Consider the following 25105-nt stretch of genomic DNA (forward strand, 5'->3'; position numbering starts at 1 on the left):
AGTGACTGAATATTAAGGATGTTTTTTCGCCGCAGATAGCGGAATGATTTGCACTGAACCATCAGTAAATTTGAATATGAAACTATCTCTCGACGCTTTGCTGGTGCTGGACGCCATCGACAACCACGGCAGCTTCGCCGCCGCCGCGGACGCCTTGTTCCGGGTGCCGTCCGCGGTCACCTACACCGTACAGAAGCTGGAACAGAGCCTGGGCGTGCAGATTTACGACCGCAGCGGCCACCGCGCCAGGCTGACCCCGGCCGGCGAACGCCTGCTCAAGGACGGACGGCATCTGCTGGACGCGGCGCGTCAGCTGGAGCTGCGCGTCAGCAAACAGGCGCAGGGCTGGGAGCATCAGCTGCGCATCGTGATCGGCGACCTGGTCGATTTTTCCCAGGTGATTCCCTTGATCGCGGAATTCGATCAACTGGCTTCGGCCACGCGGCTGATTTTCCGCAGCGAGATTTTCGGCGGCACTTGGGACGCCTTGTACGACGACCGCGCCGACCTGGTGATAGGCGCGCCGAATATGCCGCCTCCCGGCGACTACTTCACCCGCACCATAGGCAGCTACGATTTCGTGCTGGTGGTGGCCGCCGGCCATCCGCTGGCGGCGGAGGACAAGCCGTTGCCGCCGCATGTGCTGCGCCAGCACCGCGCGGTGGCGATAGGCGACACCTCGCGGCGCTTGCAGCCGCGCACCGGCGGTTTGCTGGACGGGCAGGACGTGCTGACCGTGCACAGCAGCCGCGCCAAGCTGGACGTGATCCTGGCCGGTCTGGGCAGCGGCTATCTGCCGCGCTCCATGGTGGAGCCGTATCTGGCCGGCGGAGAACTGGTGGCCAAGGAGGTGGCGGAGGACAGCCCGGACCACCAGATGTGCTTCGCCTGGAAGCAGGCGCAGCCGGGCAAGGCCCTGCAGTGGTTCATTCAGCGCTTGGAGCAGGCGGTGGAGGCGGGCGGGCTGCGGCCGTGAAAAAGCCGGCGTCCGCGTGGAGGCCGGCCGGGCGTGCGCAATCGCAAGCGGGTTCTTAGAACGTGTTTACGATCTCGCGAGCAAGAGCGAGACAAGGCGAAAACGACCGAAAAAGCGGAATGTACGGTTGGTACATGAGCATTTTGAGGGTGTTTTCAACGCTGTATCGCCGAAGCGCAGCAGATCGTAAACAGCTTCTTATACGTCCTGGCCCTCGACGATGCCGTCATGGCTGGCGGCGTGCTTGGGCAGCAGCAGGTTCAGCACGATGGCCAGCAGCGAGCACAGTCCGACGCCGGCCAGCTCGAAATCGCCCAGCTTCAGGCTGAGGCCGCCGATGCCGGAAGTGAGCACCACCGAGATGATCACCAGATTGCGCGGCTCCATCAGGTCCACTTTGGCCTCGATCAGGGTTTTCAGGCCGATGGAGGCGATGGTGCCGAACAAGAGCACCATGATGCCGCCCATCACCGGCAGCGGGATGGACTGCAGCAGCGCGTTGAACTTGCCGAAGAAGGCCATGGCGATGGCGAACAAGGCGGCCCAGGTCATGGTCACCGGGTTGAAGTTGCGGGTAATCATCACCGCGCCGGTGACTTCGGCGTAAGTGGTCACCGGCGGGCCGCCGATCAGGCCGGCCACGCAGACGCCCAGGCCGTCGCCGGACAGGGTGCGGTGCAGGCCGGGCGACTTGGTGTAGTCCTTGCCGGTGACGCCGCCTATCGCCATCACGCCGCCGATGTGCTCGATGGCCGGCGCGATGGCCACCGGCAGCATGAACAGCGCGGCCGCCCAGTTGACTTCCGGGCTGTGGAAGGCGGGCATCGCGAACCACGGCGCGGCGGCCAGCTTGGCGAAATCCACCACGCCGAGCAGCGCGGCGGCGATATAGCCGACGATGACGCCGGCCAGAATAGGCACCAGCTTGAACAGGCCGCGCGCGTAGATGGAGACGATGATGGTGGTGGCCAGCGAGATCGCCGCCAGCAGCATGGACACCGCGTAAGGCGTCACCTGCTTGCCGCCGGCTATGCCCATCGCCATGCCGGAGGCGGCGGTGGCCACCGACAGGCCGATGATCATGATCACCGGGCCTATCACCACCGGCGGCAGCAGCCGGTTGACGAAGGCCATGCCGCGCCAGCGGACCACGGCGGAGAACAGGAAATACATGAAGCCGGCGCAGAACAGGCCGAACTGCGTCGCGCCCTGGCCCCAGGTGTGCATCGAATAAATGATGGGGCCGATGAAGGCGAAGGAGGAGCCGAGGAAGATGGGCACCTGGCGGCCGGTGTACAGCTGGAACAGCAGGGTGCCGACGCCGGCGCCCAGCAGCGCCATCGCCGGATTGAGGCCGGTCAGTAGCGGCACCAGCACCAGCGCGCCGAAGGCGACGAACAGGATCTGGGCGCCGGACACGGCCAGCTTGAGTTGTTGGAACATGATTTTAGCCTCTTTGCTTTTCTTGATCTGAATGGGGGACGGGGGCCTGGTCCAGCCGTTTGCCCAGAATGCGCGACTGCGGTTCCAGGCCGCGACGCAGGTAGAAATTCAGCGCGGCCTGATTGAAGTCCTTCACCTCCAGCCGGATCTCGTCGGCCGAACGCTGCCGCGCCCAGTCTTCGGCCGCCGCCAGCAGCGCGCTGCCTTGGCCTTGCCCGCGCTCAGCCGCCGTCACCACCAGGGTGGCGACGCGGCAGATGCGGCGCGGCCGCAGGAAGGGCAGGGTGAGGTCCTGCAGGGTCAAGGCGACGAAGGCGGTGACTTCTCCGCCGGATTCAGCCAGCAACAGCGCGCCGCCGGCGGTGTCCAGCTGGCCGGCCCAGAACGCTCGATCGCGGTCGGCGGCGCCGTTGGCGGCGAAGATGTGCGGCAGCGCGCGATGGTGCTGCAGATTGATCTCGTCGGCCAGACGGCAGATCGCCGCGAGGTCGCTTGCGGCGGCGGGGCGTATCGTCATGCTCGGGGCCGGGCTGGGCGCGCAAAAAAGCGCCGCGTCCGAAACGGGAGCAGCGGCGCTGGAATGGCTCATGATTAGGCTTGCTTGGTGCCGAAAATCTTGTCGCCGGCGTCGCCCAGGCCGGGAATGATGTAGCCGTGCTCGTTCAGGTGGCTGTCGAGCGAGGCGGCGTAGATCTGCACGTCCGGGTGGGCGTCGTTGACGATTTTCACGCCTTCGGGCGCGGCCACCATCACCACAGCCTTGATCTGCTTGCAGCCGTTGCGCTTGAGCAGGTCTATGGTGGCGACCAGGGAGCCGCCGGTGGCCAGCATCGGGTCGATGATGATGGCGATGCGCTCGTCCAGATTGCCGACGAACTTCTCGAAATAGGACACCGGTTCCAGCGTTTCCTCGTTGCGGGCCAGGCCGACCACGCTGATCTTGGCGGAGGGCACCAGGTCGAGCACGCCGTCCAGCATGCCGATGCCGGCGCGCAGAATGGGCACCACGGTGACTTTCTTGCCCTTGATCTGCTGGACGTCGATCTTGCCGCACCAGCCGTCTATGGTGACGCTTTCCAGTTCGAAGTCGCGGGTGGCTTCATAGGCGAGCAGGCGCGCCAGCTCTTGGGTCAGCTGACGGAATTTCATGGTGCTGGTGTCGGCTTCGCGCAGCAGGCCGAGCTTGTGTTGCACCAGCGGATGCTGGACGACGGTGATGTTCATGAGACGTTCCCATACCTTGGCAAAGAGCTGCTTTCGGCGCGGGCGCGCCAAAAGCAGCTCTTGGTATTAATTATGAAGCCGGCAGCCTTCGGTGATCTCGGGCTGCCGGGGGGTATTTGGTATGGGGCGGTATTTTACCCCTTTTCCCATTCCGAAATCCACTGCAAGAATTCGGCGGCGGCCCGCGGCGGGCTGCAGATATAGCCTTGCACCGCGTCGCAGCCCAGCTCGGCCAGCATGGCCAGATCGGCGCTGTCCTCCACGCCTATGGCCACGGTGGTGAGCCCGGCGGCCTTGGCCAGGCCGATGTCTTCGCGCAGGATGGCTTGCAGGTGCTGGTTGGAGTTGACGCCCTGGACGAAGGCGCGATCCACCTTCAGCAGGCTGAAATGGCTGATCAGCAGCTTGTCGGTCAGGGTGACGCCGATGCCGAACTCGTCGATGCCGATGCCGAAGCCGGCGGCGCGCAATTGCGACAGCTGCGCGTCGGCCTTCTGCCAGTGCTGGCGCAGCGTGGACTCGGAGAATTCCAGCGTCAGCTTGGCCGGTTCCAGGCCCAGGATGCGCACTTTCTGCAACAGTTGCTCGCACAGGCTGTCGTCGTCCAGCGACATCGAGGTCAGGTTGATGGTGACCGGAATGTCGTGGCCGCGCTCCTGCCAGTCGCTGCAGGCGTACAGCGATTTTTCCAGGATCAGTTCGGTCAGTTCGCGGATCATGCCGCGCTCTTCCATCGCCGGCACGAAGCTGACCGGCGACAGCACGCCCAGCGCCGGGTGCTGCCAGCGCGCCAGCGCTTCGGCCGCGATCACCTTGCGGCTGGAGATTTCGACTATCGGCTGAAACCAGGGGATGAGCTGATCGTTGACCAGCGCGCGCCAGATCTCTTCGATGGGCATGGCGCTGGCGGGGCTGAGGGCGGCTTTGGTTTCCTGATGTGTCGGCATGGGGCGGTTTGGGTCGGGCAAGCGGATGTCACCCTGATTGTATGACATGGCGGGTGTTTTCGAAACGGTAAATTCCGCTGCAAAAACAAAGGTCCCGGCGTTGGCCGGGACCGGGGAGAGGTGCTTACAGGTCTTTCAGCAGCTCTTGCAATTCACCGTTCTGGAACATTTCATACATGATGTCGGAGCCGCCGACGAACTCGCCTTTGACGTAGAGCTGCGGAATGGTCGGCCAGTTGGAGAAGTCCTTGATGCCCTGGCGGATGTCGGCGTCCTGCAGCACGTCCACGGTCACGAACTGTTCAAGGCCACAGGCCTTGAGGATTTGCACCGCGCGGGAGGAGAAGCCGCATTGCGGGAATTGGGCCGAGCCCTTCATGAACAGCACTACCGGGTTGTCGGTCACGGTTTGCTGGATGGTTTGTTGCGCGCTCATTCAGTGGTCCTTGCTTGGATCGTCAATCTGGCTGCGGGTCTTGCGCCTGACTGCGGCGAAATACCCGAGCGTTTCAATGGGTTATTTTACTTTTCGTCCGCCCGCGGGTCAATTTGCTTGGCTGGCTGCGGTTGGTTCGCGTGCCACTGGCGCAGGAAGATGTGCACCTGGCCGTCGTACAGCGCGCGGCGGGTGATCAGCCGCGACACATTGGACGCCAGCAGCGCGGTGGCCATCAGCGGGATGATCATCGCCGAGGAGTCGGTCATTTCCATCACGATGATGAAGCCGGTCATCGGCGCGCGGGTCATGCCGGCGAAGAAGCCCACCATGCCCAAGAGCACGATCAGGGTCTGCGGCAGGAAGGGCAGCAGATTGGCCATGTTCAGGCCGAAGCCGGCCCCCACCGCCAGCGACGGCGCGAACATGCCGCCCGGCACCGCGCTGATGAAGCTGATGAACATGCTGAGCAGCTTGAGCAGGCCGTAGCCCTGCATGCCGGCGCCGCTGCCCTCGATGATTTCGCGGGCGCGGAAATAGCCGGTGCCGAAGGTGACGCCGTCGCTGGCGATGCCGATCACCGCCAGCGCCAGGCCGCAGCCGGCGGCGAACAGCACCGGCTTTTGCAGCCGCCAGCCGTGCAGCGGGCCGGGCAGGCGCTGGGTCAGCGCCAGCATGATGCGGCAGCAGACGCCGCCGAGCAGGCCGCCGATGATGCCGCAGACGGGGATGGCCAGCCAGGATTGCTCCAGCTCCATATTCACCGACACCATGCCGAAATAGCTGTAATTGCCGAGGATGGCGGTGGCGGTGAGGCCGGACACGATCACCGACAGCAGAATGGTGGAGCTGGCGCGCAAGTCGAAGGTGCGGCCCATCTCCTCGATGGCGAACACGATGCCGGCCAGCGGCGCGTTGAAGGCGGCGGCCACGCCGGCGGCGCCGCCGGCCAGGATGAAGCTGCGAGCCGCGCCTTCGTGGCGCAGCGCCGCGTGGCGGTTCAGCGAATACTTGATCGCCGCGCCCACCTGCACGATGGGGCCTTCGTAGCCGAAAGTGGCGCCGGAGCTGATGCCTATCAGGGTCAGCAGCATTTTGCCGATGGCGGCGCGTATGGTCAGGATGCGTTCGCGCAGCGCCTGCATGCCGCCTTCCAGCGCGGCGATGGATTGCGGGATGCCGCCGCCGGCGGAGCCGGGAAAGTAGTTGCGCATCAGCCAGATGGCCAGCGCCAGGCCGGCCGGAGTGATCAGCAGGCTCCAGTACGGCGAGTTGTCGTAGATGCGGGTGAAGATGGCGTGCGACAGGTGGCTGCCGTTGGCGAAGACGCTGGCCATCAGGCCGATCAGAATGGCGGCGGTCCAGATCGGGATGTGGCGTCGCCACAGGACTGCGGACAAGTATAGATAGCGCAGGCGGCGCTGGACGCGGCTGCGGACTTGTCTGGCAGTGGGTGAGTCTGGCATGGAGCCGGCCTTTGCGGATGAATATGTGAGATTTTTCTAATATTCAATGGTAAGGCGTATTGCCCGGAATGACAAACCCCGGCCGCATCAAGGACCGGGGTTCGCGCATGCTCAGGCGGTTTTTTCCAACACCGCGGCGAAGAAGCCGTCGGTATTGTGCAACTGCGGCTTCAGTTCCAGGTAGTCGCCCATTTGCAACGGGATCTTCTGCTCCGCCAGCACCTCGTCCATTTTGACCAGCTTGAACTCGGGATGGTCGGCCAGGAAGGCGGCGACGATGTCCTGGTTTTCCTGCGGCAGCAGGCTGCAGGTGGCGTAGACCAGGCGGCCGCCGGCGCGCACCAGGCGGGCGGCGGAAGCCAGGATGGAGGCCTGCTTGGCGTTCAGTTCGGCCACGCTGTCCGGGCTCTGGCGGAATTTCAGGTCCGGATTGCGGCGCAGCGTGCCCAGGCCGGAGCAGGGCGCGTCCACCAGCACGCGGTCGGCCTTGCCGGCCAGGCGTTTGACCTTGGTGTCGTTTTCCGAGGCCAGCAGCTGCGGATGGACGTTGGACAGGCCGGAGCGCGCCTGACGCGGCTTCAGCTTGGCCAGCCGTTTTTCCGATACGTCGAAGGCGTACAAGCGGCCGCTGGAGGCCATTTGCGCGCCCAGCAGCAGGGTCTTGCCGCCGGCGCCGGCGCAGAAGTCGACGACCATTTCGCCGCGGCGCGCGCCGGTGATCAGGCCCAGCAGCTGGCTGCCTTCGTCCTGCACCTCGAACACGCCGGCCTTGAACAGCTCGTGCTTGGCCAGCGAGGGTTTGGCTTTCAGGCGGATGCCCAGCGGCGAGTAGGGGGTGGCTTCGCACTCCAGGCCGTCGGCCTGCAGCCGGCCCAGCAACTCGTCGCGCTTCATCTTCATGGTGTTGACGCGCAGGTCCAGCGGCGCGCCTTCCGCCAGGCCCTTGCCCAGCGCGATCACTTGTTCCTGCGTCTGCTCGCCCAGGCGCTCGATCACCCATTGCGGCAACTCGGCGTCCACTTCCAGGCTGGCCGGCAGCGCCTTGCCCTTGATCTGGCCCAGCCATTCCTTTTCGCCGGCGCTGGCGGCGTCGCCCAGCTCCTTGACATTGAGCTTGTGGATCTTCAGCAGGGCCGTCAGCGCCAGCCGGCGCGGGGTGGCCTTGTCCGGCGCGATCAGCGCGCGCAGCTGCAGCAGGCGGCGCAACGCGCCGAAGGCGGTCTCGGCGATGATGTGGCGGTCGTTGGAGCCCAGCTTGTTGTGTTCGCGGAAATAGGCCGACAGCACCGCGTCGGCCGGACGGTCGAAGCGGATCATCTGGCCGATGACGGTTTCGATATGTTTCAGTTGATGGTGATTAATAGTCATTCTTGTGTTTTCTCGTGGGTTGCGGCGGCAGCTTCCATTGCGGCGCGCCGTTCACGTCGATGCGGACGGCCCTGAGGTCGATCCGCTTGTCCTTGTCGATGCGTTGGATGCGCACCGGCAGATTGGAGAACTCCGGCGCCAGCCAGAATTCATTAATGTCGCCGTCGCCCTGGGCGCGGAACACGATGACCCGGATCTTGCCGGCGCCGGTGTCGTAATCGGCCTCGCCGCTGGGATGCATCGGGTACTCGTACACTTTTTTGCCGGTGGTGATCTGGATGGGCTCGGGTCCCAGTTCGCCGCCTTTCAGCCCCAGCTGGAAAGCCAGGCTGAACACATCCTGCGCGCCCGGCTTCAAATCCAGCAGCTTGTCGCCCTGATCGCCGTAGCGCAGCTGACCCGCATTGTAGTCGAAATGCGCGGACTCTTTGGCTTGACCGCCGCGCCAGGCTTGCAGGCTGTCCGGCAACAGGCCGGTCTTGCTCTTGAAACGGCCTTCGGACAGATAGCGCAGCTTGGGGCCGATGAAGGGGTTGGCGTTGATCTCCAGCCGGTAGCCGCCGTCGCCGCGGCCCCAATCCAGCGTGCCGGTGCCCAGCATCGCCGAGCCGTAGAACACTTGATAACCCAGCGTGGCCTGGCGCGGAAAGCCGCGCAGCTTGCCCTTGGGATGGATATAGCCGTCGTCGGCGGCGGCGGTGACGGCTGCCGGCGCGCTGGCCTCGTCCTTGTCGTTGGCCGCCGCCTGTTCCGCGGCCGGCTCGGACGAGGCGATCTTGCTCTCCGCGCCGGGCATGGAGGCGTCGGGTTTGGCCTCCGCCGCCGGCGCGCTGGCGACGCTCTTGCTTGGCGGCGCCTGGGCGACCATGGCTTCCGACGCCGCCAGCGGCGCCGAGGCCTCTGCCTTCTTGGCGGCGGGCTTGGGTTTGGCCTGCGCCGGCTTGGGCGCGGCCGGCCGCAATTGCGCCATCGCGCCTTGCGGCGCCGGTTTGGCCGGGGGCTCGTCGGCGTCCAGCGCCTGCATCTTGACGCTGATGCTGCGCAAGTCCTGATCCGGCGGCAAGTCCAGTTGGACGTCCGGCAGCAGGCCGGAGCCCAGCACGCCCAGATGAAGGGCGAGCGACAGGGCCAGGGCCAACAGGATCAGGCGACGGCTTTTCATGGAATCAGGGCGCGGGCGCCATCAGGCTGCCGGCGACGGCGGCATGGCTGGCCACCTTGCCGGCGACGATGTTCAGCTCGCCGGCGACGAAGCGGCGCACCGCGGCCGGATAGAGCCGGTGTTCCAGTCGCAGCACGCGTTCGGCCAGCGCGGCGGCGTCGTCGCCGTCCAGCACTTCCACCACGCCCTGGGCGACGATGGGGCCGTGATCCAGCTCGGCGGTGACGAAGTGCACGGTGCAGCCGGCCACCTTGCAGCCCATCTCCAGCGCGCGCTGGTGGGTGTTGAGGCCGGTGAAGGCCGGCAACAGCGAGGGGTGCACGTTCAGCATGCGGCCTTCGTAGCGGCGGGTGAAGCCGGCGCTGAGGATGCGCATGAAGCCGGCCAGCACCACCAGGTCCGGTTGGTGGCCGTCTATCAGCTGCGCCAGCGCGGCGTCGAAATCCTCGCGGCTGGCGAAGGTCTTGTGGTCCAGCGCCGCGGTGGCGATGCCGCGTTCGGCCGCCCAGGCGAGGCCGGCGGCGTCGGGGCGATTGGAGATGACCGCGGCGATGCGCGCGCCGGCGATGTTGGCGTCGACGATGGCCTGCATATTGGAGCCGCGGCCGGAAATCAGGATGACGATGTTCTTCATGATGGAGTCGACGGAGACCTTGCCGGATAATGTTGCCAGTCGGCGGCATCGGCGATGCCGCGCAACGCTTGTTCGTGCTTGCCGTCCGGGACTTGACGGCGTGCGAGGTCGGCCGGGATGGCGGCCTCGCGATAAATGACAAACGCCGCCAGCAGGGCCAGCGGCGCCAGTAGCATCCAACGCAGCGCTTTAGGCGATCTGAGTTTGATGTTCGTCACCATTGCGGGCGCGCACCGCGCCGATCCGGTACACGGTTTCGCCCTCGGCCTGCAGCAGCGCGGCGGCCTGCTCGGCGTGTTCCGCCGCCACGATCACCACCATGCCGATGCCGCAGTTGAAGGTGCGGTACATTTCCTGGCTGTCTACCTTGCCTTCTTGCTGCAGCCACTGGAACAGCTTGGGCTGCGGCCAGGCGGCGGCGTCGATCTGGGCGACGACCTGCTCAGGCAGCACGCGCGGGGTGTTCTCGGTGATGCCGCCGCCGGTGATGTGGGCCATGCCTTTGACCGGCAGCGCCTGCATCAGCTTGAGCAGGGGCTTCACGTAGATGCGGGTGGGCGCGATGATGGCGTCGCGCAGGCTGCGGCCGTCCTCGAACGGCGCGTCCAGATCCGGCTGGGCGCGTTCGATGATCTTGCGCACCAGCGAGTAGCCGTTGGAGTGCACGCCGTTGGACTTCAGGCCCAGCACCACGTCGCCGGGGGCGATGTCGCGGCCGCTGATCACGGCGCTCTTCTCCACCACGCCGACGGCGAAGCCCGCCAGGTCGTATTCGCCGGCCGGGTACATGCCGGGCATTTCAGCAGTCTCGCCGCCGATCAGCGCGCAGCCTGCCTGTTCGCAGCCGGCGGCGATGCCCTTGATCACGTCGGTGGCTTGGGGCACGTCCAGTTTGCCGCAGGCGAAGTAGTCGAGGAAGAACAGCGGTTCCGCCCCTTGCACCAGGATGTCGTTGACGCTCATTGCCACAAGGTCGACGCCCACGGTATCGTGACGATTCCAGTCGAAGGCCAGTTTCAGCTTGGTGCCGACACCGTCGGTGCCGGAAACCAGCACCGGCTCCTTGTATTTCTTGGAAATCTCCACCAGTGCGCCGAAACCGCCGATGCCGCCGATCACCTCCGGGCGCATGGTGCGCTTGGCATAAGGCTTGATGTTCTCGACCAGCGCGTCGCCGGCATCAATGTCGACGCCGGCATCACGGTAACTGAGGGAAGTGGTGTTCAAGGTAAACTCGCTTTCTGCAAATCTTGAAGTATTTTTACATCAAGCTTTCGCCGACGCGAAAGCAGCACATTTTAACTGAAGTCGCGATGAAACGCTCCCAAAACCGTCTGATTCCCTGGGTCATCGGCGCAACAGCCTTGCTGTTCGCCGGCTGGCTGTTGCAGCAGCTGGCCGCCGCGCTGACGCCGTTCGCGGTGGCCGCGGTGCTGGCCTATGTGCTCAATCCCGCGATGCGCCATCTGGCCGGCAAGGGCCTGCCGCGGCCGCTGGCCGCCGGCCTGGTGACGCTGGCCGGCATGGCCGCCACCTTCGCCCTGCTGCTGGTGGTGGCGCCTATGCTGTTCAAGCAGACCCAGGGCCTGATCGACCGCTTGCCGGTCTTGGTGGACTTCGCCCAGGGCAGATTGCTGCCCTGGCTGCGCGCCGAGTTCGCCATCCAGCTGGAACTGGACGCCGCCGGCTGGAAGCGAGCGCTGGCCGCCAACGCCGGCGCCTTGAAGAGCGCGCTGTCGGCGGTGGCGCTGCGCGCGACCCAAAGCGGCTTCATGCTGGCCGGCCTGCTGTTCAATCTGCTGTTGCTGCCGGTGCTGCTGTTTTATTTCCTGCAGGACGGGCCGCGGATGGCGGCGATGCTGGCCAAGCTGGTGCCGCGGCGCTGGGCCGGCGAAGTGGAGGCCCTGGCGGGAGAACTGGACCGGGTGCTGGGCGAGTTCCTGCGCGGCCAGCTGTCGGTGATGCTGATCATGGCGCTGATCTTCGCGTCCAGCCTGGCCTTGCTGGGGCTTGAGTCCGGCATCGCCATCGGCGTGGTGGCCGGCCTGCTGGTGTTCATTCCCTATCTGGGCACTTTTCTCGGCTTCGCGCTGGCCGGCCTGGCCGCCGCGCTGCAGTTCGATTCCGCCGGCGAAGTGCTGCTGGTGCTGGGCGTGTTCGGCGCCGGGCAGTTGCTGGAAAGCTTTCTGATCACCCCTTGGCTGGTGGGCGAGCGCATCGGCCTGTCGCCGGTGGCGGTGATATTTTCCCTGCTGGCGTTTGGACAGTTATTGGGCTTCGCCGGCCTGCTGCTGGCCCTGCCGATGGCGGCCGCCACCCTGGTGATATGCCGCTTTCTGGCGCGCGCTTATTTCAACACACGCTTTTATCAGCGTAAAATCAGAAACAGACATCAAAACCCAGTTTGATCGCCTTCACTTGGACCAGTTAATACTTGATTTGACGCCCACCCCCTTGCCGGCCTTCGACAATTTCCTGGCCGAACGCAACCGCGAGGTGATTACCGCGCTGACGGCCGAGGCCGGCGAGCGCTTCATCTATCTGTGGGGCGAGCCCGGCTGCGGCAAGACGCATCTGCTGCAGGCCTGGATCGCCCACGCCGAGCGGCTGGGGCGCGCCTCCATCTATCTGGACGGCAAGACCGAGCATCTGCCTGACTTCGCGCGCGAGGCCAGCTTCATCGCCGTCGACCATGTCGACGACTTGGCGCCGGACGACCAGATCACCCTGTTTTCCTTCTACAACTCGCTGAAAGAGAGCGGGGAGTCGCGCTTGCTGATGGCCGGACGCCAGCCGCCGATGGCCCTGGCGGTGCGCGACGATCTGCGCACCCGGCTGGGCTGGGGCCTGGTGTTCGAGGTCAAGGCCTTGTCGGACGAGGACAAGCTGGCCGCGCTGCGCAGCCACGCCGCCAGCCGCCAGCTGTCCATTCCGGACGATGTCTACCGCTACCTGCTGACCCACTGGCGGCGCGACCTGTCCAGCCTGATCGGCATGATTGACATATTGGACCGCTACTCTCTGGCCATGAGGCGGCCGATTACCGTGCCGCTGGTGAAAAACGTTTTGCAAACCGCAAGCCCGGAACCATGACCGACACCACCGCATTGCGCAACCTGGCGCTGTTCGACCTCGACCACACCCTGATCGCCGGCGATTCCGATTTCGAATGGCCGCGCTTCCTGATCCAGCGCGGCATTCTGGAACAGGCGCATTACGACGAGCGCAACAATTATTTCTACCGGCAGTACCAGCAGGGCACGCTGGACATCCACGAATACCTGGCGTTCGCGCTGGAGCCCTTGAAGCGCTTCAGCCGCGCCGAGCTGGACGCCTTGCACGCCGATTACCTGGAACAGCACATCAAGCCCATCATCACCCGCAAGGCGCGCGATCTGCTGGCCGCGCACGCGGCCCAGGGCGACGAAATCATCATCATCACCGCGACCAACCGTTTCATCACCGGGCCGATCGCGCGCGAACTGGGCGTGGAGCATCTGATCGCCATCGAGCTGGAAGAGGAGGCGGACGGGCGCTTCACCGGCCGCGTCAGCGGCGTGCCCAGCTTCCAGCAGGGCAAGATCACCCGTTTGCAGCAGTGGCTGGACGAGCGCGGCCTGAGCATGGACAGCTACGGGCAGAGCTTTTTCTACAGCGATTCGCACAACGATCTGCCCCTGCTGAAGCTGGTCGACCATCCGGTGGCGGTGGATCCGGACGACACCCTGCGCGCCCACGCCGAGCAGCAGGGCTGGCGCGTGATTTCGCTGCGGGATTGAGGCGCGGCAATTATCCACAGCGGCGGCTGAATAACCTTGTGGATAACTGTGTGGATCGCTTGCCGGGGCTTGGCTTTTGCTGGCAAAGGTTAAAAAAGCGGCAGCCCCCAATCGCGGTCGCGAAATTGATAGATTTGCTTGAAAGCCTTGCCTGGCGGGGCTTTCGTCAAGTTGAGTTTCGAGCGCCGCCGACGAAATAGGGCGAGAATTCGAAAGCCTTTATAAAAGATGGGTTTAGGCGGCTTTGTTGACAACTCTGCGTAGTTTTCGCCGCTAAGCGCCTGTTTGCGGTCGCGGCGATGAGCGCGCGCCGCGACGCCGGTTGCTGAACCGGCATGGATGCCGCTAAAGTTCAGGGTCTGCCGCGCCGGGTTTCGCCAAGGTGAAACCGGCGCGGCAGACCCTAGTGTTTGCAATCGTTTTTCGGAGAACCTCCTCGTGTGGTCAATCATTGAAGCGGCCGGCTGGCCGATCTGGACCATCATCGCCGCCTCGGTCGTGTCGCTGGCGATTATCTTTGAACGGTTGTTCAGCCTGAGAAAGAGCAGCGTGGCGCCGGAGGGCCTGCTGGGGCAGGCCTTGCAGGAATACCGCCGAGCCGGCGCCAGCGACGAGCTGTTGCGCAAGCTGCAGGAACATTCGCCGCTGGGCCGCCTGTTCTGCGCCGGCCTGCGCAACGTCGGCGGCAATCGCGAAGTGATGAAGGAAGCGATCGAGGACGAGGGCCGCGTGGTGGCGCACCAGCTGGAGCGCTTGCTGACCACGCTGGGCACCATCGCCGCGATGGCGCCCTTGCTGGGCCTGCTGGGCACGGTGATAGGCATGATCGAGATCTTCGGCTCGCAGTCGCCGGCCGGCACCAATCCGCAAGCCTTGGCGCACGGCATCTCCATCGCGTTGTACAACACCGCCTTCGGCTTGATCGTGGCGATTCCCAGCATGATGTTCTACCGCCACTTCCGTTCCAAGGTGGATGGCCTGCTGGTGGAGATGGAGTCGCAGGCGGTCAAGCTGGTGGAAGTGCTGCACGGCGAGCGTAAAAACGGGGGTTGAGTATGAATTTTCGCCGAGGCCGCAGCCGCGAAGAGCCGGAGATCAACTTCATCCCCCTGATCGACGTGCTGTTGGTGATCCTGATCTTCCTGATGGTCACCACCACCTATTCCAAGTTCGCCGAACTCAAGATCAATCTGCCGGCCGCCCAGGGCGAGCAGGCCAAGACCAAGTCGTCGGAAATCACCGTGGCGGTGTCCGCCAGCGGCGAGATGGCGGTGGGGGAGGCCAAGCTGGCCGCCGGCGACAAGGCTGCGCTGTTGAACAAGCTGAAGGACGACGCCGCGGGCAAGACTGATGTGATCGTCATCGTCAACGCCGATGCCAAGGCGACGCATCAATCGGTGGTGACGGTGATGGAGGCGGCGCGCGAAGCCGGTCTCAATCAGCTGACCTTCGCCACCCGCTCGCAATAGCCGCATGCATTGGATTGAACGGCACTGGTATCGGCCGCGCTGGTGGCTGACAGCCCTTCTGGCTCCGCTGGAAGGGCTGTTTGCCCTGTTGGCGGCGGCCAGGCGGCTAGGCTATCGCCGCGGCTGGCTGCGCGCCGAGCGCCTGGCCGCGCCGGTGGTGGTGATCGGCAACATTAATGTCGGCGGCGTCGGCAAGACGCCGTTGACGCTGAGCCTGTTGCGCGAACTGCAACAAGGCGGCGTCAAGGCAGGCGTGATCAGCCGCGGCTACGGCGGCAGCCACCGCCAGCCCACGCTGGTGCGGCCGGACAGCGCGCCGGAGGAGGTGGGCGACGAGCCGCTGTTGCTGGCCGCCAGCGGCGCGCAGGTGGTGGTGGGCCGCGACCGCGTCGCCGCCGGCCGCCATCTGCTGGCGCTGCACCCTGATGTGCAACTGATTCTGACCGACGACGGGCTGCAGCATTATCGGCTGAGCCGCGATCTGGAGATCGTGGTGCTGGATGGCGCGCGCGGCGGCGGCAACGGCCATCTGCTGCCGGCCGGTCCCTTGCGCGAGCCGTGGTCGCGGTTGGCTGCGGCGGGCGCGGTGGTGGTCAATGGCGGCGACGCCGCCGGCCTGGTCTTGCCGGCCGGGCCGCGGCGCTTCGCCATGCGCTTGCGCCCGGCCGCTTTGCAACGGCTGGATGCGCCCGAGGAGACGCGGGCGGCGGCGGATTTTGCCGGTTTGCGGCTGGCGGCGATGGCCGGCATCGGCCATCCGCAGCGCTTTTTCGACACGCTGGCCGGCTTGGGCCTGCGGCCGGAGCTGTGCCTGGCCTGGCCCGACCATCATCAATTCGAGGCCGCCGACCTGCCGGCCGACGTGGACGCGGTGATCGTCACCAGCAAGGACGCGGTCAAGCTGCGGCGGGTGATTCATGATGCAGCGCAGCGTGCTAGACTATGGGTTTTGCCGGTTCAGGCGGAGTTGGAGCCTGATCTGAGCGCTTGGATTCTGGATCGACTGAAGATAAAACATGGACTCTAAATTCTTGGACATCCTGGTGTGCCCGCTGTGCAAGGGCCCGCTGGTTTTCGACAAGGCCAAGCAGGAACTGGTCTGCAAGGGCGATCGGCTGGCTTACCCGATCAAGGACGGCATCCCGATGATGCTGGAAGCCGAGGCCCGCGAGCTGGCGCCGGAAGAAGAGATAAAATGAGCCGCGGCTTTTGCGTGGTGATCCCGGCGCGCCTGGCGTCCAGCCGCTTGCCGGGCAAGCCGCTGGCCGACATCGCCGGCCTGCCCATGGTGGCGCGGGTCGCCGCGCAGGCGGCCAAAAGCGGCGCGAGCCGGGTGATCGTGGCCACCGACCACGAGGATGTGCTGTCCGCCTGCCGCGCGTACGGCATCGAGGCGCTGATGACGCGCGCCGACCACGCCAGCGGCACTGACCGGCTGGCCGAAGTGGCGCAGGCGCTGAACCTGGCCGACGATGAGATCGTGGTCAATGTCCAGGGCGACGAGCCCTTGATCGATCCGGCCTTGATCGACCGGCTGGCGGCGCTGCTGGCCGCCGGCGACGCGCCGGTGGCGACCTTGGCGCATCCGTTCCGCGACGCCGCCGACATGTTCAATCCCAATGTGGTCAAGGCGGTGCTGGACCACGCCGGCCGCGCGCTGTATTTCAGCCGCGCGCCGATTCCCTATGCCCGCGACGCCTTCGCACAGGATGCGAGCGCGCTGCCCGCGGACCTACCGGTGCTGCGGCATATCGGCATGTACGCCTATCAGGCGGGTTTTCTGAAGACCTATAACCGTTTGGATCCGGCGCCGCTGGAGCGTTTCGAAGCGCTGGAGCAGTTGCGGGTGCTGTGGCACGGCTTCGCCATCAAGGTGGCCGTGGTCGAGTCCGCGCCGCCGGCCGGCGTGGACACGCCGGAGGATCTGGAGCGGGTGCGCCGCTTGCTGGGCGACGGACGGAAGCCATAAGCCGGGCCGCGTCGGCGCGGCCCGGATTTCGATATCAAATCATCTTATTCAAATTGACGGAGCGATCTTCATGCGACTGATCCTGTTGGGGGCGCCTGGCGCCGGCAAAGGCACCCAGGCCAATTTCATCAAGGAAAAATTCGGCATCCCGCAAATCTCCACCGGCGACATGCTGCGCGCCGCGGTCAAGGCCGGCACGCCGCTGGGCCTGGAAGCCAAGGCGATCATGGACGCCGGCGGCCTGGTGCGCGACGACATCATCATCGGCCTGGTCAAGGAGCGCATCGCCGACGCGGATTGCGCCAACGGTTTCCTGTTCGACGGCTTCCCGCGCACGATCCCGCAAGCCGAGGCTATGATCGCAGCCGGCGTGGACATCGACTACGTGGTGGAGATCGACGTGCCGGACGCGGCCATCGTCGAGCGCATGGCCGGCCGCCGCGTGCACCTGGCCTCCGGCCGCACCTACCACATCAGCTTCAACCCGCCGAAAGTGGCCGGCAAGGACGATGTGAGCGGCGAAGAGCTGGTCCAGCGCGACGACGACCGGGAAGAAACCGTGAAGAAGCGTCTGGCGGTTTACCACGAACAGACCGCGGTGCTGGTGGGCTTCTACGGTGAGCGCGCCGCCAGCGGCGACGCCAAGGCGCCGAAATACATCAAGATCGACGGCACCCGCGCGGTGGAAACCGTGCGCGACGAGGTGCTGAAGGCGCTGGGCGTCTGAGCCGCGGCCGGTTGGCGATCCGCTGAGCGATCGTCGACAGGCGCCGGATTCGCCGTGTAAGCAAAAGCGGGCCTGCGGCCCGCTTTTGTTTTGGCGCGTCGAGAAAGGGCTGGCGCGCCGGCGGCAACAGGCGGACAATTGAACCCGGAGCCCGCTAGCGGCTCCAAAAGTTTTTGCACGTCAAGCCGGAGCGATGCCGGCGCAAGGATAATACCTATGTATCACGGGGAACGTTTCAACGGGATTTCCCATTTGATCGGCACCTTGCTGGCCATTACCGGCCTGGTGGTGCTGGTGACCATGGCCGCGCGCGAGGGCGACCCCTGGAAGGTGGTCAGCTTCAGCCTGTACGGCGCCACGCTGGTGGCCCTGTATCTGATCTCCACGCTGTACCACAGCTTTCGCGGCCGCGCCAAGGCGGTGCTGCAGAAGTGCGACCATTCGGCGATCTACCTGCTGATCGCCGGCAGCTACACGCCGTTCGCGCTGGTGACCCTGCGCGGCGCCTGGGGCTGGAGCCTGTTCGGCGTCAGCTGGGGCCTGGCCGTGTTCGGCATCATTCAGGAGCTGACGCTGGGACGGCGCACCCGGCTGCTGTCGATGATTCTCTACGTGGTGATGGGCTGGCTGGTGCTGGTGGCCTTGCCGCCCTTGATCGAGTCCTTGCCCAGCGGCGGCCTGTTCTGGCTGGCCTTGGGCGGGATTCTGTACAGCGTCGGCATCTATTGGTTTCTCAACGACGAGAAAATCCGCCACGGCCACGGCATCTGGCATCTGTTCGTGCTGGGCGGCAGCGTCTGCCAGTTTGTCAGCGTCTTGTTCTACGTGGCCTGAGACGCTGCGCAAAGTCCGCTGCTCTGCGTCAGACGCGGCGCGGAGAGCGCGGTCACCTATCATCCGCAGGTTCCGCTTTCTCAGCGGTTTTCGCCTTGTCCCGCTCTAGCTCGCGAGACTTTGAACAGGCTCTGAGAGGCGGAGCAGGACGGCGCGCGGGAAGAAGGGCGAAACCGGCTTGAAGTCCGCTGGTTTCGCCCTGTTTGCTGCCGGCTCCGCTTCCGCGGCGTTCATTCGTCCGGCAAGTCCTGCAGCTTGCGTTCCTTGACCAGGGTTTCCAGCGCGCGCACCACTTCCGGGTCGAACTGGCTGCCGGCGCGGCCGGAGATATAGTCCATGGTGTCGTGCAGCGTCCACGGCTCCTTGTAGGGCCGCTTGTTGAGCAGGGCGTCGAACACGTCCACCACCGCGACGATGCGCGCCGACAGCGGAATCTCCTGTCCCTTCTGCTTCCTGGGATAGCCGTTGCCGTCGAAGTGCTCGTGGTGGCCGCCGGCGATTTCCGAGCCCAGCGACAAATAACTCATGCCTTCCACCATGCTGGCCGATCTGGCCAGTATCTGCGCGCCTATGGTGGCGTGCTGTTCCATGATCACCCGCTCGTCCGGGTCCAGCTTGCCCGGCTTGAACAGGATGTGGTCCGGAGTGCCCACCTTGCCCACGTCGTGCAGGATGCTGGCCATGCCCACCATGTCCATGAATTCCTTGCCCATCAGCTCCGGATAGGCGCCGTTGTCGCGCATCTGGCCGGCGATGGCGTCGGTCAGCCGTTGCACGCGCAACACGTGGTTGCCGGTGTCGGTGTCGCGGAATTCCGCCAGATCCGCCAGCGCCACCACCGTGGCCTCCTGCGCGCTGCGCAGCTGGCTGTAGAGGTAGAGGTTGTCGTAGGCGGCGGAGATGCGTTGGCAGAACACGTCGAGCAGATCGCGCTCCACTTCCTCCAGCGGCCATTGCGGGGTGAAGTGGATGATGAATTCGCGGCCGTTGCGCGAGGTGATGTAGAGCACGTCGTAAGGGTGTTGGTAGATGCTGCGCTTCTCGGCGAAGGAGCGCAGGATCACTTGCTCCAGCTCGGGGAAGGGGGTCAGGTCGCCGCTTTGACCCAGCGATTCGTAGTTGCCGGAGGCGGCCAGGATTTCCAGTTCCGGCCGGCCGTTGCTGTTGTCGTTGCGCACGCAGAGGATGCCGTCGCTGCCGATGTCCAGCAGCGCGCTGATCTGGCGCAGCACGCCGGAGGCGAACTCGCGCAGCGAGTACAGCTGATACAGATCGGAAGCGCTTTCCAGGATCTTGGACAGGCCCTGGCGGTTCTTTTCCAGCGACAGCAGGTTTTCGTAGGCGCGCAAGGAGGAGATGATGGTGGTGAACAGCTTTTGCACCGTCAGCTCGGTCTTGGTCTTGTAGTCGTTGATGTCGTAGTTGAGGATGACTTCCTGCTCGGGCGCCTGTCCGGGCTGGCCGGTGCGCAGCACGATGCGCACCAGGCCGTTCTTCAAGTCCTGGCGGATCTGGTGCACCAGCTTCAGGCCGGCGTCCTCGCTTTCCATCACCACGTCCAGCATGATCAGCGCGATGTCCGGGTGCTGGCGCACCACTTCGTAGGCTTCCTTGCCGGAATGGGCGCTGAGCAGCTCCAGCGGACGCTCCTTGTAGCGGATGTTGCGCAGCGCGATGCGGGTGGCGGTGTGCACGTCCTTTTCGTCGTCGACGATCAGGATTTTCCACGGATGGCGGCCGTCGCCTGCGCCGGCCGCGGGAGAAGCCGCAGACGGAGCGTCATCGTCCAGCAGCCAGTCTTCTTCCTGGTTGGTGGTGTCGCTCATGCTATGTTCTCCTTGCTCTGATTGACCGGGGCGGAGCAGGGCATGGTGATGGTGAAGGTGGTGCCTTTGTTCACTTCGCTGTGCACCTCGATCGACCCGCCCAAGCGTTGCCGCACGATGTTGTAGACGATGTTGAGCCCGAGGCCGCTGCCGCCGCTGCCGCGGCGGGTGGTGAAGAAGGGGTCGAACACCCGGCTCAGGTTTTCCGGCGGAATGCCCTTGCCGTCGTCGCTGAGCGTCAGCGTGATGTAATGCGGGTTGTTGCGCCGGGCTTCGATCAGGATTTTGCCGCTGCTGCGGTTTTCGAAGCCGTGCACCAGGGAGTTGACCATCAGATTGGTGACCACCTGGGCGAAGGAGCCCGGATAGCTGTCCAGCAGGATGTCTTCCTCGCACTGCACGCTGATGGTGGTGTTGGCGTGCTTGAAGCGCGGCTTCAGGCTGGTGATCACTTCGTTCAGATAATCCTGCAGCTGGAAGCTGCGCCGCGCTTCGCTGGTCTGGTCCACCGCCACCTGCTTGAAGCTGTGGATCAGATTGGCCGCGCGCTCGGCGTTGGACAGGATCAGGTCGCTGCATTCCTTGGCGGTGTCGAGGTAAGCCTGGAAGTCGCTTTTCTTGACGGTGCCGCCGTCCACTTTCTCGATGATGTGGCTGGTGGCGGTGCCCAGGTGCGATGCCGTGGTCAGGGTGATGCCCACCGGGGTGTTGATCTCGTGCGCCACGCCGGCCACCAGGCTGCCCAGCGAGGCCATCTTCTCGGTTTCCACCAGGGTTTGCTGCGCCTCCATCAACTGGCGGTAGGCCTCTTCGGCGCGGTCGCGTTCGGCGCGGGCCACGGCTTCGGCCTCGGTGCGCTTGGCCAGGTCGCCGGCGGTGCGCGCCACGATGCGGTTGAAGCCGTTGACGATGCCGCCGATCTCGTCGTCGGCCACGTGGGTGACTTGGGCGCCGCTGGCGTCCGGCGCGCGGATGGCGGTGTTCAGCGCCTGCTGCAGCCGCGCCAGCGGCTGGAACAGGAAGCGCTGCAGATTGAAGGACATGATCATGAAGATCATCACGTCCAGCAGCAGGATCTGGGCGGACAGTTCGATCAGCTGGTCGCGCTGATGCTTGGCCAGCGCCTGGCGCGACAGGTAGACGGTGGCGTTGCCCAGATGCTCCTTGCCCTGGTAGATGATGGGGATGTTCAGCATGTCGTCGGAACGCGGCTCTTCCGACGGCGGCATGTCGCGGATGCTGCCGTCGGTGTCGTGGCTGCGGCCCAGGCTGAGCCCGGACTCCCCCTTGACGCTGATGGCGATGATGGACGGCCAGCTCAGCTCGCTGTCCAGCGTCAGCCTGACGTTTTCGTCGTCCAGCTGCCAGACGCTGTGCGGCAGCGACATCGCCAGGCGGGCTTTGACCGCGGCGCGTTGGGATTGGTAATCGGCCTCATTGCGTTCTTGGTTGTGCAGATAGGAAAACAGGCCCGTCGTCCCCAGAATGGCGGTGATCCAGGCCATCAACCAGAACATCAATTTGGTTTTTATGCTTTTCATTATGTTCACAGTTCCAAGTGCCCACACTGAATCCTAGGCAGTTCTGGCGCGAATACCAAATCCGGATGCGCGCGGAGCTAGCCGCCTCCGTCGGCGCTCAGCGCCGCGGCGGGCTTGGCGCGCGGGGCCAGCTTCTGCAGCGCCAGCCCGCCGAGGATCAGGCCCAGGCCGACCAGGGTGGAGGGCAGGATGGCTTCGCCGATCAGGAAGTGGATCAGCGCCAGCGACAGCAGCGGCGACAGGAAAATCAGGTTGGCGATGCGGGCGGTGCTGGGCGTCAACTTCATCGCCGTCAGCCACAAGACGAAGGTGAAGCCCATCTCGAAGGCGCCGACGTAGGCGGCGCCGGCCAGGCCCTGCCAGGCGACCGGGCCCAGCTGCCCGGTATAGGCGCACCAGGCCAGGCTCAGCGGCAGCGAGAAGGCGAAATTGAGCGTCAGGCCTATCACCGGCTCGCGCGCGTCGCGGGCGTTGAAGATCCAGTATCCGGCCCACAGCAGCGTGGAGGCCAGCGCCAGCGCCACGCCCAGGCTGTCGGAAAAGCGCAGTTCCAGCACCTGGCCGCGGGTGCCTATCACCAGCACGCCCAGATAGCAGACCAGCGCGGCGGCGATGTCGCGGCGCTGCAGTTTCTGCTTGAGCAGCGGCACCGCCAGCAGGCTCATGGTCAGCGCCCAGGTGTAGTTGATGGCCTGGGCTTCCTGCGCCGGCAGCAGCGCGTAGGCCTGGAACAGGATCAGGTAGTACAGCGCCGGGTTGACCGCGCCGAAGACCAGCGAGGCGCGCCAATGGCGGCGCAGGGCCGGCGCGAGTTCGGGCAGCCGGCCCTGCGCCGCCAGCAGCCCCAGCAGGCAGAGCAGGGAGGCGGCGCTGGCGTAGAGCACGAGTTGGGCCGGGCTGAGGTGGGCGAGGCTGATTTTGAAGGCGCTGGCCACCGTGGACCAGGCCAGAACGGCGGCGAGTCCGTAGGCGTAAGCTTTAGATTGTGACTGCAAGGTAATCCCCAGGTGACGGATGAGGGGCCGCGGGACGGCCATGCCGCCGGCCCGCGCGCCGATGAGCCATTCTAATGCAAATGGATTTTCACCGGGGGCTTGCTGGGGTTGGGTTCTAAGTCGCCTGCTCCTGAGCGCGCTCCTGAATCAGCCGGTTCAGCATCAGGCTGGCGCGCCAGGCGGTGTCGGAGGCGGACAGGCCGATGGGGCCGCCGGTTTCCATTTCGAAGTCGTCGCCGGCCAGGCCGTGGATGTGCACCGCCAGGCTGGCGGCTTCGAAGGGCTCCATGCGCTGGGCCAGCAGCGCGGCGATGATGCCGGTCAGCACATCGCCCTGGCCGGCCACCGCCAGCGCCGGGCCGCCGCTGGTGTTCAGGTGGTAGAAGCCGTCCGGGCCGACGATCAGGCTGCCGGCGCCCTTGAGCACCACCACGCAGTTGAAGTGGTTGGCCAGCCGGCGCGCGGCCAGCAGTCTGTCCTTCTGCACCGTCTCGGTACTTTGCCCCAGCAGGCGCGCGGCTTCCGCCGGGTGCGGGGTCAGCACGGTGCCGGCCTGGCGTTTGGCGATCAGCGCGGCGGCGGCGTGGTCGTTGGCCAGCAGGTTGAGCGCGTCGGCGTCCAGCACCAGCGCCTGTGGTTGCAGAATGAGCTGGTCCAGCAGGAGGCCGGCCCGTTCTTGCTGGCCGAGGCCGGGGCCGACGGCGAGCACGTCGGCGTCGGGCAGGCCGGCGATGTCGTCCAGCGCGTGTATCATCAGCTCCGGCACCACCGGGTCCACCGGCAGCCGGTCGTCCAGCGGGCAGACATGGACTTTGCCGGCGCCGCAGGCCAGCGCGCTGCGCCCGGCCAGCAGCGCCGCGCCCAGCATGCCGGGCGCGCCGCCTATCACGCAGACGGTGCCGAACAAGCCCTTGTGGCTGTTGCGCGGCCGCAGCAGCGCGCGGACGTCGGGCTGGTTGATGCTGCCGTCCGCCGCCGGGATCAGCCTGGGCGGGCAGTCCAGCAGTTCCAGCTCCACGTTGCCGGCCAGATCGGCGCCGGAGGCGCTGAACAGGCCGGGTTTCTGGCACAGAAAGGTCAGGGTGTGGCTGGCCTGGATCGCGGTGTTGGCCGGCACGCCGGTATAGGCGTCCAGGCCGCTGGGGCAATCCAAGGCGAGGATGGGGCCGCCCAGCTGGTTGATGCGGTCTATCAGCGTGGTCCATTCCAGATCGAAGTCCCGGCTCAGGCCGACGCCGAACAGGCCGTCGATGATCAGCTGCGGCGCGCGGTAGTCGCGCGGCAGATCGAACATCACATGGCCTTGCGCCTGTTCCAGCTCACGCAGCGCTTCCGAGGTGGCCGGGCTGGTGGGCTGGGTGGGCACCAGCACGTCGACGCGGAAGCGGCGGCGCATCAGCTCCAGCGCCGCGTACAAGGCGTCGCCGCCGTTGTTGCCGGGGCCGGCGCAGATCAGCAGCCGGGACGCGCTGGGCAGATGGTGGCTGACCCAGTCGGCGGTGGCCATCGCAGCGCGCTGCATCAGGTTGTAGCCGGCGTCGGTGGCTTGGCGCTCCAGTTGGCGCAAGGCGTCCAGGCTGAGAATGCTTTGGTCTTGTGTCGGCATCCCAAGGTTCCTCTTTGACCGGGCCGCAAGCGGCGCGGCGGCTGGCTAGGACGCCGCGGCGGGTTCGCCCCAGCGCGGCGTCAATTGATTGTCGACGCGGAGCTGATCCAGAATTCGCGCCACCACGAAGTCGATCATGTCGTCCACGGTCTTGGGATGAGTATAGAACCCCGGAGACGGCGGCAGGATGACAACGCCGAGACGGGCCAGTTTGAGCATGTTTTCCAGGTGGATGGCGGAGAACGGCGCTTCGCGCGGCACCAGCACCAGCTTGCGCTGTTCCTTGATGCTGACGTCGGCGGCGCGCTCTATCAGATTGTCGCTGCTGCCCTGGGCGATGGCGGCCAGCGTGCCCATCGAGCACGGGCAGACCACCATGGCGTCGGCCGGGTTGGAGCCGGAGGCCACCGGCGCGAACCATTCTTCGCGGCCGAACACCGCCAGCTGGCCGTCGCGCGCGCCGCTGCGTTGCGTCAGCCATTGCCGGGCTTCGGCCGGGCGCGAGGGCAGGGTCAGGTCCATTTCCTGTTTGGCCACCACTTGCGCGGCCTGCGAGTACAGCACCCAGACGCGGACGCCGGCGGCGATCAGGCAATCGATCAGCCGCAGGCCGTAGGGCAGGCCGGAGGCGCCGGTCAGGGCGACGGTGACGGTTTGGATCGGGCGCATGAATGTTTCCTGTAGGCGGGGGCGGCCCGAACGC

The 25105-nt window shown here is 65.6% G+C and carries 28 protein-coding genes; 11 read left to right on the forward strand and 17 right to left on the reverse strand.

Translation table 11 applies throughout. The features are described 5' to 3' along the window. The first annotated feature begins 76 nt into the window (after nucleotides 1–76). Complete coding sequence (locus JW897_RS12785; RefSeq protein WP_053077534.1) at nucleotides 77–976, forward strand: LysR family transcriptional regulator; 900 nt, start codon at nucleotides 77–79, stop codon at nucleotides 974–976. A 198-nt stretch (nucleotides 977–1174) separates the two neighbouring features. Here JW897_RS12785 and JW897_RS12790 read toward each other — a convergent pair whose 3' ends face one another. The 11 genes from JW897_RS12790 to purM form a co-directional block, all read right to left on the reverse strand. Next, nucleotides 1175–2419 (reverse strand): uracil-xanthine permease family protein, encoded by a 1245-nt coding sequence (locus JW897_RS12790; RefSeq protein WP_048415992.1) that lies wholly within the window; start codon nucleotides 2417–2419, stop codon nucleotides 1175–1177. Between the two features lie 4 nt (nucleotides 2420–2423). Continuing rightward, nucleotides 2424–2936 carry a GNAT family N-acetyltransferase gene (locus JW897_RS12795; protein ID WP_048416001.1) on the reverse strand — a complete coding sequence of 171 codons (513 nt, stop codon included), beginning with the start codon at nucleotides 2934–2936 and terminating at the stop codon, nucleotides 2424–2426. A 74-nt stretch (nucleotides 2937–3010) separates the two neighbouring features. Next, nucleotides 3011–3643 (reverse strand): uracil phosphoribosyltransferase, encoded by a 633-nt coding sequence (gene upp, locus JW897_RS12800; protein ID WP_019100726.1) that lies wholly within the window; start codon nucleotides 3641–3643, stop codon nucleotides 3011–3013. 134 nt (nucleotides 3644–3777) lie between these two features. Then, nucleotides 3778–4590, reverse strand: coding sequence for an EAL domain-containing protein (locus JW897_RS12805; RefSeq protein ID WP_048415993.1), 813 nt, complete (start codon nucleotides 4588–4590; stop codon nucleotides 3778–3780). Nucleotides 4591–4714: 124 nt separating this feature from the next. Further along, a complete protein-coding gene (gene grxD, locus JW897_RS12810; protein ID WP_019100724.1) occupies nucleotides 4715–5026 on the reverse strand; it encodes a Grx4 family monothiol glutaredoxin in 312 nt (103 codons plus the stop codon). 86 nt (nucleotides 5027–5112) lie between these two features. Further along, nucleotides 5113–6492, reverse strand: a complete 1380-nt coding sequence (locus tag JW897_RS12815; RefSeq protein WP_082159173.1) for a chloride channel protein — start codon at nucleotides 6490–6492, stop codon at nucleotides 5113–5115. Nucleotides 6493–6603: 111 nt separating this feature from the next. Then, a complete protein-coding gene (locus JW897_RS12820; RefSeq protein ID WP_420837266.1) occupies nucleotides 6604–7854 on the reverse strand; it encodes an RsmB/NOP family class I SAM-dependent RNA methyltransferase in 1251 nt (416 codons plus the stop codon). Further along, entirely contained in the window at nucleotides 7850–9022 is a 1173-nt protein-coding gene (locus JW897_RS12825; RefSeq protein ID WP_205466370.1) for a DUF3108 domain-containing protein, read from the reverse strand. The genes JW897_RS12820 and JW897_RS12825 overlap by 5 nt, the downstream gene beginning before the upstream one ends. 4 nt (nucleotides 9023–9026) lie before the next feature. Then, complete coding sequence (gene purN, locus JW897_RS12830) at nucleotides 9027–9656, reverse strand: phosphoribosylglycinamide formyltransferase (RefSeq protein ID WP_205466371.1); 630 nt, start codon at nucleotides 9654–9656, stop codon at nucleotides 9027–9029. Next, a complete protein-coding gene (locus JW897_RS12835) occupies nucleotides 9653–9877 on the reverse strand; it encodes a hypothetical protein (RefSeq protein ID WP_205466372.1) in 225 nt (74 codons plus the stop codon). Before JW897_RS12835 ends, purN begins: the two co-directional genes overlap by 4 nt. Continuing rightward, nucleotides 9846–10883: a phosphoribosylformylglycinamidine cyclo-ligase gene (gene purM / locus JW897_RS12840; RefSeq protein WP_205466373.1), complete on the reverse strand. Its 1038-nt coding sequence runs from the start codon at nucleotides 10881–10883 to the stop codon at nucleotides 9846–9848. The genes JW897_RS12835 and purM overlap by 32 nt, the downstream gene beginning before the upstream one ends. 86 nt (nucleotides 10884–10969) lie before the next feature. Between purM and JW897_RS12845 the strand changes: the two genes are divergently transcribed. The 3 genes from JW897_RS12845 to JW897_RS12855 are packed head-to-tail and all read left to right on the forward strand — an operon-like array spanning nucleotide 10970 to nucleotide 13435. Then, complete coding sequence (locus JW897_RS12845) at nucleotides 10970–12064, forward strand: AI-2E family transporter (protein ID WP_048415998.1); 1095 nt, start codon at nucleotides 10970–10972, stop codon at nucleotides 12062–12064. 10 nt (nucleotides 12065–12074) lie between these two features. After that, the gene (gene hda / locus JW897_RS12850; RefSeq protein WP_043591991.1) at nucleotides 12075–12749 is read left to right on the forward strand and encodes a DnaA regulatory inactivator Hda; all 675 of its coding nucleotides are present in this window, start codon (nucleotides 12075–12077) and stop codon (nucleotides 12747–12749) included. After that, on the forward strand, nucleotides 12746–13435 hold the full coding sequence (locus JW897_RS12855; RefSeq protein ID WP_205466374.1) for a histidinol-phosphatase: 690 nt from the start codon (nucleotides 12746–12748) through the stop codon (nucleotides 13433–13435). Before hda ends, JW897_RS12855 begins: the two co-directional genes overlap by 4 nt. Before the next feature lie 89 nt (nucleotides 13436–13524). Here JW897_RS12855 and JW897_RS12860 read toward each other — a convergent pair whose 3' ends face one another. Then, entirely contained in the window at nucleotides 13525–13887 is a 363-nt protein-coding gene (locus JW897_RS12860; RefSeq protein WP_156187751.1) for a hypothetical protein, read from the reverse strand. Between JW897_RS12860 and JW897_RS12865 the strand changes: the two genes are divergently transcribed. The 7 genes from JW897_RS12865 (at nucleotide 13874) to trhA (ending at nucleotide 18434) form a co-directional block, all read left to right on the forward strand. Next, on the forward strand, nucleotides 13874–14488 hold the full coding sequence (locus JW897_RS12865) for a MotA/TolQ/ExbB proton channel family protein (RefSeq protein ID WP_205466375.1): 615 nt from the start codon (nucleotides 13874–13876) through the stop codon (nucleotides 14486–14488). The two genes, JW897_RS12860 and JW897_RS12865, sit on opposite strands and share 14 nt — an antisense overlap. Before the next feature lie 2 nt (nucleotides 14489–14490). Continuing rightward, a complete protein-coding gene (locus JW897_RS12870; RefSeq protein ID WP_205466376.1) occupies nucleotides 14491–14904 on the forward strand; it encodes an ExbD/TolR family protein in 414 nt (137 codons plus the stop codon). Between the two features lie 4 nt (nucleotides 14905–14908). Then, on the forward strand, nucleotides 14909–15931 hold the full coding sequence (lpxK, locus tag JW897_RS12875; RefSeq protein WP_205466377.1) for a tetraacyldisaccharide 4'-kinase: 1023 nt from the start codon (nucleotides 14909–14911) through the stop codon (nucleotides 15929–15931). Next, nucleotides 15921–16103 (forward strand): Trm112 family protein, encoded by a 183-nt coding sequence (locus tag JW897_RS12880; RefSeq protein ID WP_205466378.1) that lies wholly within the window; start codon nucleotides 15921–15923, stop codon nucleotides 16101–16103. Before lpxK ends, JW897_RS12880 begins: the two co-directional genes overlap by 11 nt. Continuing rightward, the gene (kdsB, locus tag JW897_RS12885; RefSeq protein WP_205466379.1) at nucleotides 16100–16873 is read left to right on the forward strand and encodes a 3-deoxy-manno-octulosonate cytidylyltransferase; all 774 of its coding nucleotides are present in this window, start codon (nucleotides 16100–16102) and stop codon (nucleotides 16871–16873) included. The genes JW897_RS12880 and kdsB overlap by 4 nt, the downstream gene beginning before the upstream one ends. A 70-nt stretch (nucleotides 16874–16943) precedes the next feature. Continuing rightward, complete coding sequence (gene adk / locus JW897_RS12890) at nucleotides 16944–17600, forward strand: adenylate kinase (RefSeq protein WP_048412768.1); 657 nt, start codon at nucleotides 16944–16946, stop codon at nucleotides 17598–17600. A 216-nt stretch (nucleotides 17601–17816) separates the two neighbouring features. Beyond that, the gene (gene trhA, locus JW897_RS12895) at nucleotides 17817–18434 is read left to right on the forward strand and encodes a PAQR family membrane homeostasis protein TrhA (RefSeq protein WP_019100472.1); all 618 of its coding nucleotides are present in this window, start codon (nucleotides 17817–17819) and stop codon (nucleotides 18432–18434) included. Nucleotides 18435–18664: 230 nt separating this feature from the next. Here trhA and JW897_RS12900 read toward each other — a convergent pair whose 3' ends face one another. The 5 genes from JW897_RS12900 to JW897_RS12920 form a co-directional block, all read right to left on the reverse strand. Beyond that, nucleotides 18665–20260, reverse strand: a complete 1596-nt coding sequence (locus tag JW897_RS12900) for a DUF3369 domain-containing protein (RefSeq protein WP_048415100.1) — start codon at nucleotides 20258–20260, stop codon at nucleotides 18665–18667. Further along, nucleotides 20257–21801 (reverse strand): sensor histidine kinase, encoded by a 1545-nt coding sequence (locus tag JW897_RS12905; RefSeq protein WP_043591975.1) that lies wholly within the window; start codon nucleotides 21799–21801, stop codon nucleotides 20257–20259. Before JW897_RS12905 ends, JW897_RS12900 begins: the two co-directional genes overlap by 4 nt. Nucleotides 21802–21878: 77 nt before the next feature. Beyond that, nucleotides 21879–22796: a DMT family transporter gene (locus JW897_RS12910; protein WP_156187911.1), complete on the reverse strand. Its 918-nt coding sequence runs from the start codon at nucleotides 22794–22796 to the stop codon at nucleotides 21879–21881. Nucleotides 22797–22911: 115 nt separating this feature from the next. Then, a complete protein-coding gene (locus JW897_RS12915; RefSeq protein WP_048415098.1) occupies nucleotides 22912–24402 on the reverse strand; it encodes a bifunctional ADP-dependent NAD(P)H-hydrate dehydratase/NAD(P)H-hydrate epimerase in 1491 nt (496 codons plus the stop codon). Between the two features lie 45 nt (nucleotides 24403–24447). Then, on the reverse strand, nucleotides 24448–25071 hold the full coding sequence (locus tag JW897_RS12920) for a flavin prenyltransferase UbiX (protein WP_205466380.1): 624 nt from the start codon (nucleotides 25069–25071) through the stop codon (nucleotides 24448–24450). Between the last annotated feature and the right edge of the window lie 34 nt (nucleotides 25072–25105).

The organism is Chromobacterium alkanivorans, from assembly GCF_016937655.1.
Classification (GTDB): domain Bacteria; phylum Pseudomonadota; class Gammaproteobacteria; order Burkholderiales; family Chromobacteriaceae; genus Chromobacterium; species Chromobacterium alkanivorans.

Bases quoted from the DNA above. Each gene is read 5' to 3' on its own strand.
- JW897_RS12815 (WP_082159173.1), bottom strand. From the start codon at position 6,492: ATGCCAGACTCACCCACTGCCAGACAAGTCCGCAGCCGCGTCCAGCGC.
- JW897_RS12845 (WP_048415998.1), top strand. From the start codon at position 10,970: ATGAAACGCTCCCAAAACCGTCTGATTCCCTGGGTCATCGGCGCAACA.
- JW897_RS12870 (WP_205466376.1), top strand. From the start codon at position 14,491: ATGAATTTTCGCCGAGGCCGCAGCCGCGAAGAGCCGGAGATCAACTTC.
- JW897_RS12835 (WP_205466372.1), bottom strand. From the start codon at position 9,877: ATGGTGACGAACATCAAACTCAGATCGCCTAAAGCGCTGCGTTGGATG.
- upp (WP_019100726.1), bottom strand. From the start codon at position 3,643: ATGAACATCACCGTCGTCCAGCATCCGCTGGTGCAACACAAGCTCGGC.
- lpxK (WP_205466377.1), top strand. From the start codon at position 14,909: ATGCATTGGATTGAACGGCACTGGTATCGGCCGCGCTGGTGGCTGACA.
- JW897_RS12920 (WP_205466380.1), bottom strand. From the start codon at position 25,071: ATGCGCCCGATCCAAACCGTCACCGTCGCCCTGACCGGCGCCTCCGGC.
- JW897_RS12915 (WP_048415098.1), bottom strand. From the start codon at position 24,402: ATGCCGACACAAGACCAAAGCATTCTCAGCCTGGACGCCTTGCGCCAA.
- kdsB (WP_205466379.1), top strand. From the start codon at position 16,100: ATGAGCCGCGGCTTTTGCGTGGTGATCCCGGCGCGCCTGGCGTCCAGC.
- JW897_RS12900 (WP_048415100.1), bottom strand. From the start codon at position 20,260: ATGAGCGACACCACCAACCAGGAAGAAGACTGGCTGCTGGACGATGAC.
- purN (WP_205466371.1), bottom strand. From the start codon at position 9,656: ATGAAGAACATCGTCATCCTGATTTCCGGCCGCGGCTCCAATATGCAG.
- JW897_RS12795 (WP_048416001.1), bottom strand. From the start codon at position 2,936: ATGACGATACGCCCCGCCGCCGCAAGCGACCTCGCGGCGATCTGCCGT.
- adk (WP_048412768.1), top strand. From the start codon at position 16,944: ATGCGACTGATCCTGTTGGGGGCGCCTGGCGCCGGCAAAGGCACCCAG.
- JW897_RS12905 (WP_043591975.1), bottom strand. From the start codon at position 21,801: ATGAAAAGCATAAAAACCAAATTGATGTTCTGGTTGATGGCCTGGATC.
- trhA (WP_019100472.1), top strand. From the start codon at position 17,817: ATGTATCACGGGGAACGTTTCAACGGGATTTCCCATTTGATCGGCACC.
- grxD (WP_019100724.1), bottom strand. From the start codon at position 5,026: ATGAGCGCGCAACAAACCATCCAGCAAACCGTGACCGACAACCCGGTA.
- JW897_RS12860 (WP_156187751.1), bottom strand. From the start codon at position 13,887: ATGATTGACCACACGAGGAGGTTCTCCGAAAAACGATTGCAAACACTA.
- JW897_RS12880 (WP_205466378.1), top strand. From the start codon at position 15,921: ATGGACTCTAAATTCTTGGACATCCTGGTGTGCCCGCTGTGCAAGGGC.
- JW897_RS12825 (WP_205466370.1), bottom strand. From the start codon at position 9,022: ATGAAAAGCCGTCGCCTGATCCTGTTGGCCCTGGCCCTGTCGCTCGCC.
- JW897_RS12790 (WP_048415992.1), bottom strand. From the start codon at position 2,419: ATGTTCCAACAACTCAAGCTGGCCGTGTCCGGCGCCCAGATCCTGTTC.
- JW897_RS12785 (WP_053077534.1), top strand. From the start codon at position 77: ATGAAACTATCTCTCGACGCTTTGCTGGTGCTGGACGCCATCGACAAC.
- JW897_RS12855 (WP_205466374.1), top strand. From the start codon at position 12,746: ATGACCGACACCACCGCATTGCGCAACCTGGCGCTGTTCGACCTCGAC.
- JW897_RS12805 (WP_048415993.1), bottom strand. From the start codon at position 4,590: ATGCCGACACATCAGGAAACCAAAGCCGCCCTCAGCCCCGCCAGCGCC.